Origin of the sequence: Nioella sp., assembly GCF_964229645.1 — a bacterium.
Classification (GTDB): domain Bacteria; phylum Pseudomonadota; class Alphaproteobacteria; order Rhodobacterales; family Rhodobacteraceae; genus Nioella.
Genome location: NZ_CAXREX010000073.1, coordinates 1 through 9,755, shown reverse-complemented (window position 1 = coordinate 9,755; position 9,755 = coordinate 1). Strand labels below are relative to the sequence as shown.

Sequence of the window (9,755 nt, the reverse complement as noted above, 5' to 3'; positions counted from 1 at the left end):
CGGGGGCCGGAGCCAAGCAGGCGGATGTCGTTGGCGATCTTGTAGCAGCTGCCTGCCACGGTCGCGAGCGCACCGGACATGAAGACCATCGCGTCATGGGCAGCGAGCGCCTCGAACTTGTTGGGGGCCGTGACGAAGGGCAGGCCGGTGATCTCGGCCATGTTGGCGGCCACGGCGCTGTCCCAGCCCACTTGCGTGTTGAGCCCGGTGCCCACGGCGGTGCCGCCCTGTGCCAGTTCGTAGATGCCGGGCAGGCAGGCTTCGACACGGGCGATGCCTTGCCGGACCTGGTGCGCGTAGCCGGAAAATTCCTGGCCCAGGGTCAGCGGGGTCGCATCCTGTGTATGGGTGCGGCCGATCTTGATGATGTCCTTGAATTCCTCGGACTTCTGCTCGAGCCCCGCCAGCAGTTTCTTCAGCCCCGGCAGCAGCACGTCGCGCACGCTCATCGCGGTGGCGATATGCATCGCCGTGGGGACAGTGTCGTTCGAGGACTGGCCCATGTTGCAGTGATCGTTCGGGTGGACGGGGTCCTTCGAGCCGATCACGCCGCCCAGGATCTCGATGGCGCGGTTGGCGATGACCTCGTTGGAGTTCATGTTCGACTGGGTGCCTGACCCGGTCTGCCACACCACCAACGGGAAGTTGTCGTCGAACTTGCCTTCAATCACTTCGCCCGCAGCCTGGATGATCGCATCGGCGAGCTTGGCGTCGAGCTTGCCGGTGGCCTTGTTCTGCATCGCGCAGGCCTTCTTGATGACGCCGAGTGCGCGCACGATGGCGACGGGCTGCTTTTCCCAGCCAATCGGGAAGTTCATGATCGAGCGCTGCGTCTGTGCGCCCCAATACTTGTCGGCGGGAACCTCAAGCGGTCCGAAGCTGTCGGTCTCGGTGCGGGTTGCGGTCATCCTAATGGCCTCCTGCGAAACTGGTTGCGACAGGCTATAAGCGCCCCGCGACACGGGGGCAATTGCCTGCATCGGTTTGTTGGCGCAAACAGGCGGGCCCGGGGGGCGGCGCGTCGCCGCGCCGCGCGCTCATGCGCCGGGGCAGGCGAACCGGTAGACGCGGGCAGGGGGCAGGTTGCCCCAGATCTTGCGGCTGGTGGTCCAGGTCAAACCCATGGCCGCGCGGATCTCGGCCTTGACCGGTGGCTTGGGGCCGTAGGTGAACTGGATATAGGTGCCGCTGCGGCCCACCTGGCGGAACGTCCCGGTCAGGATCGCATTTTGCAGATCAAAGGGCATCGACAGAAGCGGCAGACCCGACACGACGGCCTGTGCGCCGTCCACCGGAAGCTCGCCCACGTCGCCTGCCGACATCTGGTAGACGTTGAGCCCCGGGAAATCGGCCCGCAGACGCTCGCAGAAGACCGGGTTCATCTCGATCGAGTGGATACGCTCGGCGGCAATCCCCCGGTCGATAATCGCCTGCGTGATCCGACCGGTTCCGGCCCCAAGCTCGATCACCGGGCCGCCCTCGGGATCGAGCGTTGCCGCCATTTCCGCCGACAGGGCGCGCGACGAGGGCGCGAGGGCAACCACCTGGTGGGGTTTTTTCAGAAGTTGACCGAGAAACAGGCCGATATCGCCAGTGCTGGACATGAAACACCTTCAAAAATGCCATGTCCGTTAAAAGCCATGCAACGACGACTCTCGCAAGGCGCAAATGCGCCTGTCATCGAGATGTCATTGCGGGAAACTCAGTGGTTCTTGCGGAACGTGTCGAGGCTTACGACCTCTGCGTCGTGATGCGCCTCGCCGGTCTCGTCCTCATCGTCCTCGGGCGCCGGCGGCTCGTCGTCGGGGTCTTCGCTGACCTGGGTTTCGAAGCGCAGGCCGAATTCCACCGACGGATCGACAAAGGTCAGGATCGCATCGAAGGGAATGCGCAGCGGTTCGGGATTGTCGCCGAAATTCAGCGTGATCCAGAACCCGTCATCATCCACGCGCAGGTCGTCGAACCAGTTCTGGATGACAATGGTCATTTCTTCGGGGTAGCGGTCGCGCAGCCAGCTGGCGATATCGACGTCGGGATGCCCGGTGTCGAAAGTGATGAAGAAATGATGATCCCCCGGCAGGCCGCCCTCGGCCACGTCTTCCAGCACCGTCTGGATCAGGCCGCGCATGGCCCGGTGCATCAGCCGCCCATAGGCAATCGTGTCCGAAGTGTCAGAGCTCATCCCGCCATCCCTGTCTTGTCGGCCTCACCATAGTGGATTCGGGGGCGAAGGGAAGGCACAGCGCGCCGCATCGGGAGAGGTATCGAAAGATGATTTCCCTTTCCCCTTGGTGACTATCCATAATTTCCACACGCGATCCGCTCCTTCGCCCTAAAATGACCAGATTGGCCCGCCAGTCTGCAAGGCAAGAAACATGCACGAAAAGCTGGACAAAAGCTGACATGACCCGAGCAGAGACCGACCCGGTGGTCGGAGAGAACGATATCGCCATCGTCGGCATGGCCGCGCATCTTCCGGGGGCGGAGGACGTGCATGCCTATTGGCGAAATCTGCGCGACGGGATCGAGTCGATCCGGCGGTTGAGCCGCGAAGAGCTGCTGGCCGCAGGTGAAGCGCCGCATCTGATCGACCGGCCCGACTACGTGCCTGCCGCCGCCGTTCTGGACGGGTTCGAACGGTTTGACGCCGACTTCTTCGGGCTCTCGCCCAAAGAAGCCGCGATCATGGACCCGCAGCATCGCCAGTTCCTGGAAGTGGCCTGGGAAGCGATGGAGCAGGCCGGGCATGTCCCCGACAATTTCGAAGGAAATATAGGGGTTTACGCGGGCTGCGGCATGGGCAGCTACTTCTATTTCAACGTCTGTTCCAACCGCGATCTGGTGGATCAGACGGGGATGTTCCTGCTGCGCCATACCGGCAATGACAAGGATTTCATGGCCACCCGCCTGAGCCATATCTTCGATTTGCGCGGGCCTGCGATCAACCTTCAGACGGCCTGTTCCACCTCGCTTGTCGCCACCCATTACGCCTGTCAGGCGCTTCTGATGGGCGAATGCGACATGGCGCTTGCGGGCGGCGTGACGATCGAGCTGCCTCACGCGCGCGGCTATCTCTTCAAGGAGGGCGAAATCCTGTCGCCCGATGGTCACTGCCATGCGTTTGACCACCGCGCGCAGGGAACGGTCTTCGGCTCCGGTGCGGGCTGCGTCGTGCTGCGGCGTGCGGCGGACGCGATTGCGGACGGGGATCACATTTGGGCCATAATCAAGGGCTCGGCGGTGAACAATGATGGCGCCGACAAGGCAGGCTACCTGGCGCCTTCCGTCGGCGGGCAGGCCGAGGCGATTGCCGAGGCGCAGGCCCTGGCGGGCGTCCGGGCCGACAGCATCGACTACGTGGAATGTCACGGCACCGGCACCTACCTGGGCGATCCCATCGAGGTTGCAGCGCTGACCGATGCCTTCCGGCGCACCACGACTGCCGTGGGGACCTGCCGGATCGGCTCCGTGAAGACCAATATCGGGCATCTCGATACGGCCGCGGGCGTGGCCAGCCTGATCAAGGCGTCGCTGGCGCTGCATCATCGGAAGATTCCGCCCTCGCTCGGCTATGAAAAAGCGAACCCTGCCATTGGATTTGACGGCTCGCCCTTCGTGGTGAACGACCGGCTCACTGACTGGCCCCGCTCCGATCATCCGGCGCGCGCCGGGGTGAACTCGCTCGGCGTTGGCGGCACCAACGCCCATGTGGTGCTGGAGGAGGCACCTGCGCGCGTGGCTTCTGAGGCCTCCGATTTTCCCTTCCAGTTGCTCTGCCTGTCCGCACGCGGGAAATCCGCGCTGGAGGGCAATGCCGAGCGGCTGGCCGCGCATCTGGAGGCCAATCCCGCTGAAGACCTCGCCGATGTGGCCTGGACCCTCAAGGAGGGCCGCCGCGCCTTCGACCGCCGCCGTGTCGTGGTGGCCGAAACCCCGCAGGAGGCCGCCGCCGCCCTGCGCGAAAACGATCCGCGCCGCGTCTTCACGCATACCGTGGTGAGCGAGAACCCGGAAATCACCTTCATGTTCCCCGGGGGCGGTGCGCAATACGCGGGCATGGCGCGCGACCTTTACGAGACCGAGCCGGTCTTCGCCGACTGGATGGATCGCGGGCTCGACATCCTTGCCCCCAAGCTCGATTTCGACATCCGCGCGCTGTGGCTGCCCGAACCGGGCCAGGAGGACGCCGCGAATGAACGGCTGAAAACGCCCTCCGTTCAACTGCCGCTGATCATGATCGTGGAATATGCGCTGGCGCAGCTCTGGATCAGCTGGGGCGTCGCGCCCAAGGCGCTGATCGGGCATTCCATGGGCGAAAACACCGCCGCCTGCCTTGCTGGCGTGATGTCTTTTGAAGATTGCATCGGCCTTGTGCACCTGCGCGGGCAGTTGATGGATTCGGTGCAGCCCGGCGGGATGCTGTCGGTGGCCCTTGGCCCCGACGCCCTGCAACCTTACCTTGGCGACGATCTGGATCTTGCTGTGGTGAACGGGCCCCAGATGTGCGTGGCCTCCGGCCCCGACGCGGCGCTGAACCGGCTGGCGGAGCGGCTTTCGTCCCAGGACATCCACTGCCAGCGCATCGCGATCAACATCGCGGCGCATTCGCGGCTGCTCGACCCGATTCTGGAACGTTTCGGCGACTACCTGCGCTCGATCGAACTGCACGCGCCAACACTTCCCGTGATTTCCAACCGCTCGGGTCGCATCCTCACCGATGCCGAGGCGACGGACCCCGAATACTGGGTTGGCCACCTGCGCGGCGCGGTGCGCTTTGCCGATGGTCTGGCCACGCTCGCGGAAAACCCGCAGCGCGTCTACCTGGAAGTCGGCCCCGGCAAGGCGCTGACCTCGCTTGCCGGTCAGCACCCCGATATCGACGCCAACCAGGTGATCAACAGCCTGCGCCACCCCGATGACCCAACCGCCGACGATGCCTATTTCCTGGCCACGCTCGGCCGTATCTGGGCCGTGGGCGGCCAGTTCGACTGGGGCCAGTATTGGGGTGAGGCGCGCCGGAACCGCGTGGTGCTGCCCACCTATGCCTTCCAGAAAAGCCCCTATTTCATCGAACGCGCCGAGCCGCAGGTGGAACCCGCAAGCGATTGGTTGATGAGAGGGGAAGACCCCGCGAAATGGGGCTGGAAACCGGTCTGGCGGCCGACCTACGCGCCTTGCGAGGTGGATGTTTCGGGCGATCTGTCTGACGCCGCGCCCGAAAGCTGGCTGATTTTCGCGGATGAGGCCGGGGTTGCGTCTACGCTCGCCGAGCGCCTTGGTGCCGCGGGCCATGCCGTCACGCTTGTCACGCCGGGCGACGCTTTCGCGCGCACCTCCTCGGGCTTTGCCCTGCCTTCCGAACGGGGGCGCGAGGGCTATGACCAGTTGCTGCGCGCGCTGGCCGAGGAGGGGCGTCTGCCCACCCGCGTGGCGCATCTGTGGCTTCTGACCGAGGGCGAACATCACCGCCCCGGATCGAGCTTATTCCACCGCATGCAGGAACAGGGCTTCTGGTCGCTCTTCTATTTCGCGCAGGCCTGGGCCGACGAGGGGCAGGGGCCGCTTCATATCGACGTTGTTACGAACGGGGCCGCGCAAGTGCGGGCCGAGCCGCTGCCTTACCCGTCGAAATCCACCATCATGGGGCCTGCAAGGGTGATCCCTCGCGAATTTCCGGGGCTGAGCGTCGCGGTTCTGGACGTGGACCGGGCCGATCCCGCGCCGGTGCTGGAGGAAATGCTGTCGGACCCCGCAAACCGCATTGCCGCGATCCGCGCGGGCAAGCGGTTCGAACAGGGCTGGAAACGCACCGGGCTGCCCGAGGCCGAAAGCGTCGAGATCCGAGACGGGTCAACCGTGCTGCTGACCGGCGGCTATGGCGGTATCGGGACCACGATCGCCGAAACCCTGATCCGCCAGTACAGGGCGAAGATCGTACTTCTGTCGCGCACCGGGCTGCCGCCGCGCGACCGCTGGCAGAGCCTTCTGCAAAACGCGGCCCCCACGGACCGCACAGCCGCGCGCATCCGCGCGGTGGAACGACTCGAACGGGCCGGGGGCGAGGTTCTGCCGCTGGCTGCTGATGTCTCGAATATCGAGGACATGCGCGCCGCCGTGGCCGAGGCCGAAGCCCGGCTCGGCAAGATCGACGGCGTGATCCATGCCGCTGGCGTCATCGACGATGCGCCAATCCTGGCCAAGGGCGAAGGCTCCATCGAAGAGGTGTTCACGCCCAAGGTCCACGGCACGCAGGTTCTGGATGCGATCTTCCCCGATGGCGCGCTCGACTGGATGGTGCTCTTTTCTTCTAGTTCCACCGCCACCGCGCCTGCGGGGCAGGTGGACTACGTGGCCGCCAACGAATACCTCAACGCTTTTGCCAAGGCGCGGGCCGGGGGCAAGACCCGCGTGCGTGCGATCGACTGGGGCATCTGGTCGGGCGTGGGCATGGCCGCTGAGGCGATGCAGGCGCGGCAGGCGGAACCCCCCGCACCCGTGCCCGTCACGCTTCCCCTTCTGGATAGAGCAGGCTTCGACGCCGATGGCAATCGCCGCTTCGAGGCCCAGTGGCGTCCCGAAAGCCGGTGGGTGCTGGACCAGCACCGGACCAGGGCGGGCGATGCGCTTCTGCCCGGCACCGGTTACCTGGAGCTTGTGGCCGAGGCGCTGGAGGGGCAGGGCGAGGACCGTCCCTTCGAAATCCGCGATCTGTGGTTCCTGCGCCCCCTGCGCACCGAGGACCGTCAGACCACCCGCATCCGCCTGACCCTGCCGCGCAGCGACCAGGGCTATGGGTTCCGCGTCGAAAGTGCGCCCGAGGGCGCGGGCTGGGACGTGACCGCCGAGGCCGATATCCGGCTTCTGCCGATGGACGCGCCTGCGCCGCTGGACATCCCGGCGCTGGAGGCCCGCCTGCCCCTGAAGGCGCAGGCCGAGGCGGGCGGCTGGCTGCGCTCCCCGCAAGAGGAACACCTGGCGTTCGGTCCGAACTGGCGCGTGCTGCGCCAGACGCGGATCGGGCAGGGCGAGGGGCTGGCCCGGCTGTCGCTCGATAGTCACGACCCCCGCTGGCGCTTGCCGCCGGGCCTTGCGGATCTTGCCACCGGATGGGCGATAGAGCTGATCGACGGCTACCGTCCAGATGCGCTCTGGGTGCCGGTCAATTACGCCTCGGTTAAGGTGTTCCGGGCGCTGCCTTCTGACGTCCTGTCTTACGTCCGCAACGCGGGCGAAAACCGCGCATCCGATCAGACCGCAAGCTTTGACATCACCCTGGCCGCGCCCGATGGCACCGTCTGCGTGGAAATCGCGGGCTTCACCATTCGCCGCCTCGTGGGCAACATCGCCTTTGCCGCCGCGCCCGCGAAACAGGCCGAGGCCGAGGGCCCGCGCCCGCTGTCGCCCGCCGAGGAACGGCTGCGCCACAACATCGCGCAGGGCATCCGTCCCGAGGAGGGGGCCGAGGCGTTTCTCAAGGCGCTGGCCAGCCCCTTGCCGCAGGTGCTGATTTCCTCGCTCGATCTCGACGCGCTCATCGCGCAAGCCGGGACCGAAACCGAGGAAGCGCAGGCAAGCCAGGGCTTCGAACGGCCGGAACTGGATAGCGACTTCGTGGAACCGGAAGGCCCCATCGAGGAAACGCTCGCGGGATTCTGGCGCGATCTTCTGGGCGTGGCGCGGGTCGGGGCCGAGGACAGTTTCTTCGATCTTGGCGGGCATTCGCGGATCGCCGTTCGGCTTTTTGCGATGGTCAAGAAGACCTGGGCGGTGGAGTTCCCGATTTCGGTCCTGTTCGAGGCACCGACGATCCGCAGGATCGCCGCGCTGGTCGAAGCCCAGGGCATCAGCGCAACCCCGGGTGACGCCCCCGCCAAGCGCGCCGAACCGGCCCGCCGCTTCACCCACCTTGTGCCCATGCACCAGGGCGAGGGCGGCCCGAAAACGCCCTTCTTCCTCGTTGCGGGCATGTTTGGCAACGTGCTGAACCTGCGCCACCTCGCGCATCTTCTGGGCCAGGACCGGCCCTTCTACGGGATGCAGGCCAAGGGGCTGTTCGGAGAGGATGAACCGCACCGTTCGGTCAAGGAAGCCGCGCGCGATTACATCGCGGAAATCCGGGCAATCCAGCCGCACGGGCCCTACATGCTCGGCGGGTTCTCGGGCGGTGGCATCACCGCCTACGAGATTGCAAACCAACTGACCGAGGCTGGCGAAGAGGTCGCGGCGCTCGTCATGCTCGACACGCCGTTGCCGCAGCGCCGGGCGCTGAGCCGCGCCGACCGCATCGCGATCCAGTTGCAAGAGCTTCGCGCCGGCGGCATTGCCTACCCGTTCAGGTGGCTTGCCCGCCGCATCTGGTGGGAATTTGCCAAGCGTCGCCAGAAGGTTGACGAGGCGGGCGAAAGCCCCGTCTTCCATAATGCCGCGATCGAGGCGGCTTTCCTCGAGTCCGTCGCAGGCTACGCTCTGCAGCCCTGGGCCGGGCCGCTGACGCTGTTCCGCCCGCCGCTGGTGGGCAAGTGGCAGCTGTCCGGGGGGCGGCTGGTCAATTCCGAACGCGCTTACGTGACCCATGACAATGACTGGTCGGAATGGGCACCGCAGTTGCAGGTGTTCGAAGTGCCGGGGGATCACGATTCCATGGTCCTGGAGCCAAACGTGCGGGTGCTGGCCGCCCGCATGGGCAAGGTGATCGAGGCCGCCGACCGCACGCGCCAGGTTCAGCAGGCCTGGGAGGGCAGCCATGCCGCCGAGTGAACCCAAGCTTCTGACTGTGGTGCTGAATTGGCGCACCCCTGACATGACCCTGCGCGCGGCCGAAACCGCATTGAGGGAAATGGAGGGGATCGCAGGAGAGTTGGTGATCGTCGACAACGATTCCCGCGACGGCTCGTTCGAGACCATGTCCCGCGTCGTCAGCGAGCGGGCTTGGCCGCGCACGCGGGTTCTTCAGTCGGGGCGCAATGGCGGCTTCGGGGCGGGAAACAACGTCGGAATTCGCGCCGGGCTGTCGGATGGCAGCCGCCCGGACTATGTCTATATTCTCAACTCCGACGCCTTCCCCGACGCGGGCGCGATCAAGGCGCTGTTGACCCACTTGCAGGCGCATCCTGAAACGGGGTTGGCGGGCAGCTATATCCACGGGCCCGACGGCGATCCGCACCTGACGACCTTCCGCTTCCCCTCGATCGCAAGCGAATTCGAAGGATCGCTGCGCTTCGGCCCGGTCAGCCGCCTGGTGCGTGACCGCGCCGTGCCCGTGCCGATCCCGGATCACACGACGCGGGTGGACTGGCTGGCCGGCGCAAGCCTTATGATGCGGATGGAGGTGCTGGAACGGATCGGGCTCTTCGATGAAGGCTTCTTTCTCTATTTCGAGGAAACCGACCTCTGTCGGCGCGCGAAGATGGCCGGGTATCCAACGGATTTCGTTCGGGAAAGCTCCGTTACCCATATCGGGTCGGTTTCGACCGGCATGAAGGAATGGCGTGAGGTTCCGGGCTACTGGTTCGCTTCCCGCCGTCACTATTTCGAAAAGACCCATGGCCGTGCCTACGCGCGCCTTGCCACGCTGGCCCATGTCGCGGGCGGACTGCTGCACCGCCTGCGCTGCCTGCTGACGGGGCGCAAACCCGCCGACCCGCCGCGATTCCTGCGCAGCCTGGTGTCCCATGAATTCAAACGGCCCCGCACCGGGGCCACGCGCGGGGGCGCTGCCACCCCCCGCATGACAGGAGGCTGATCCGGATGGCCCA

General features: G+C 65.9%; 5 protein-coding genes. 2 read left to right on the top strand and 3 right to left on the bottom strand.

What is annotated here, in order from left to right:
• The 3 genes from ACEQXV_RS04955 to ACEQXV_RS04945 all read right to left on the bottom strand — a co-directional run.
• A partial coding sequence (locus ACEQXV_RS04955; RefSeq protein WP_370268159.1) for a class II fumarate hydratase occupies nt 1–908 on the bottom strand: 908 nt, incomplete at its 3' end.
• A 129-nt stretch (nt 909–1,037) separates the two neighbouring features.
• The gene (locus ACEQXV_RS04950; RefSeq protein ID WP_370252483.1) at nt 1,038–1,604 is read right to left on the bottom strand and encodes a class I SAM-dependent methyltransferase; all 567 of its coding nucleotides are present in this window, start codon (nt 1,602–1,604) and stop codon (nt 1,038–1,040) included.
• Nucleotides 1,605–1,702: 98 nt separating this feature from the next.
• On the bottom strand, nt 1,703–2,182 hold the full coding sequence (locus tag ACEQXV_RS04945) for an SspB family protein (RefSeq protein WP_370252485.1): 480 nt from the start codon (nt 2,180–2,182) through the stop codon (nt 1,703–1,705).
• A gap of 221 nt (nt 2,183–2,403) precedes the next feature.
• On the opposite strand from ACEQXV_RS04945, the gene ACEQXV_RS04940 reads away from it, so the two are divergent.
• A complete protein-coding gene (locus ACEQXV_RS04940) occupies nt 2,404–8,757 on the top strand; it encodes an SDR family NAD(P)-dependent oxidoreductase (protein WP_370268158.1) in 6,354 nt (2,117 codons plus the stop codon).
• The gene (locus ACEQXV_RS04935) at nt 8,744–9,742 is read left to right on the top strand and encodes a glycosyltransferase family 2 protein (RefSeq protein ID WP_370268156.1); all 999 of its coding nucleotides are present in this window, start codon (nt 8,744–8,746) and stop codon (nt 9,740–9,742) included. Before ACEQXV_RS04940 ends, ACEQXV_RS04935 begins: the two co-directional genes overlap by 14 nt.
• Nucleotides 9,743–9,755: the final 13 nt, after the last annotated feature.